Source organism: Streptococcus sp. 1449, assembly GCF_013276805.1.
In the GTDB taxonomy this organism is placed as follows: domain Bacteria; phylum Bacillota; class Bacilli; order Lactobacillales; family Streptococcaceae; genus Streptococcus; species Streptococcus pseudopneumoniae.
Genome location: NZ_VMLS01000052.1, coordinates 1 through 2,140, shown reverse-complemented (window position 1 = coordinate 2,140; position 2,140 = coordinate 1). Strand labels below are relative to the sequence as shown.

At 40.4% G+C, this 2,140-nt stretch carries 2 protein-coding genes; both read right to left on the bottom strand.

What is annotated here, in order from left to right:
* On the bottom strand, positions 1 to 305 hold a 305-nt coding region (locus tag HT687_RS12005; RefSeq protein WP_345890536.1), incomplete at its 3' end, for a hypothetical protein.
* A 97-nt stretch (positions 306 to 402) separates the two neighbouring features.
* On the bottom strand, positions 403 to 1,599 hold the full coding sequence (tuf, locus tag HT687_RS09090) for an elongation factor Tu (RefSeq protein ID WP_001040724.1): 1,197 nt from the start codon (positions 1,597 to 1,599) through the stop codon (positions 403 to 405).
* Between the last annotated feature and the right edge of the window lie 541 nt (positions 1,600 to 2,140).

Here is a 2,140-nt window from a genome sequence, read left to right as displayed (position 1 = left end):
TCGTCAGTTCTATCTACAACCTCAAAACTGTGTTTTGAGCTGACTTCGTCAGTCTTATCTGCAACCTCAATACCATGTTTTGAGCTGACTTCGTCAGTTCTATCTACAACCTCAAAACGGTGTTTTGAGCTGACTTCGTCAGTCTTATCTACAACCTCAAAACAGTGTTTTAAGCTGACTTCGTCAGTCTTATCTACAACCTCAAAACAGTGTTTTGAGCTGACTTCGTCAGTCTTATCTACAACCTCAAAAACATGTTTTGAGCAGCCTGCGGTTAGCTTCCTAGTTTGCTCTGTGATTTTCATTGAGTATTAGTTCAATATCTGAAAAAAAAGAACCTTGCAATGCAAGATTCTTTTAGTGTCTGACTTAAATAATTGTTCTTCTGGGAACTAAATCGAATTAAGCTTCGATTTCTGTAACCATACCTGAACCAACAGTACGTCCACCCTCACGGATAGAGAATGTAGTACCTTGTTCTACGGCGATTGGGTGGATCAACTCAACGTCGATTGTCACGTTATCACCAGGCATTACCATTTCAGTACCTGCTGGAAGTTCGATTGAACCTGTAACGTCAGTAGTACGGAAGTAGAATTGTGGACGGTAGTTGTTGAAGAATGGAGTGTGACGTCCACCTTCTTCTTTAGTAAGGATGTAGACTTCACCTTTGAATTTAGTGTGTGGGTTGATTGAACCTGGTTTAGCGATAACTTGTCCACGTTCGATTTCATCACGTTGAACACCACGAAGAAGGACACCTACGTTATCTCCGGCAAGACCTTCGTCAAGTTGTTTACGGAACATTTCAACACCAGTAACAACTGCTTTTTGAGTTTCTTCTTTGATACCAACGATTTCGATTTCGTCGTTGACTTTAACGATACCACGGTCGATACGTCCTGAAGCAACTGTACCACGTCCAGTGATTGAGAATACGTCCTCGACTGGAAGAAGCAATGGTTTGTCAGTGTCACGTTCTGGTTCTGGGATGTACTCATCAACTGTGTTCATCAATTCCATAACGATGTCTTCGTATTTAGAGTCACCTTCAAGGGCTTTAAGAGCTGAACCTTGGATAACTGGAAGATCGTCACCTGGGAAGTCATATTCTGACAATAGGTCACGGATTTCCATTTCAACCAATTCAAGCAATTCTTCGTCGTCAACCAAGTCAACTTTGTTCATGAAGACGATAAGGTGTTTAACACCAACCTGACGTGAAAGAAGGATGTGCTCACGAGTTTGTGGCATTGGTCCGTCAGTTGAAGCTACTACAAGGATAGCTCCGTCCATTTGAGCGGCACCAGTGATCATGTTTTTAACGTAGTCCGCGTGTCCTGGAGCGTCGATGTGAGCGTAGTGACGTTTTTCAGTTTCGTACTCAACGTGTGCAGTGTTGATAGTGATACCGCGTTCGCGTTCTTCTGGAGCAGCATCGATAGACGCATAGTCTTTAGGTTGGTTAACTGATGAAGGCAAGCGACGTGCCAAAACAGTTGTGATAGCTGCAGTTAGGGTAGTTTTACCGTGGTCAACGTGTCCGATAGTACCAATATTAACGTGTGGTTTACTACGATCGTATTTTTCTTTTGCCATTTGAGTAAAAGCCTCCAATAAAATATATTTTATAGATAGACAGTAGGCAATACAGTCTAACTTTCCTTACTATTTTATCAAATTTCAGCTAAATTGCAAGTGTTTTACAACGTTTTTGTGAATTATTCTTGGTAAAAATTTAACTAACTAATAGAAAGTACTAAATAGACTTATCCTTAAAGGAGTTTTCAGCATTATTCATCCACTCACTTGCTGAAAATGTAAACAATCTCTGGTTTATACTACAAAAGCAAACTAGGAAGTTAGGTAAAAGTTACTCACAACATCGGTTTAATACTCTTCGAAAATCTCTTCAAACCACGTCAGCATCGCCTTACCTTAGGTATAGTTGAGACTGGTCAAAAAGTCTTTGCAATCAGAAAAACATATAGTATCAGGTCTTGAGAGAAACCTTGGTACTATGCGTTTTATTGTGGGGAGATTTACTTCATTTTTTCCTAAAGTCGAGTTTTTGCCCAACCTCTTCATCTACAACCTCAAAACACTATTTTGAGCTGACTTCGTCAGTTCTATCTACAAC

Coding starts and splice junctions, on each gene's coding strand:
- tuf (WP_001040724.1), bottom strand. CDS start 1,599: ATGGCAAAAGAAAAATACGATCGTAGTAAACCACACGTTAATATTGGT.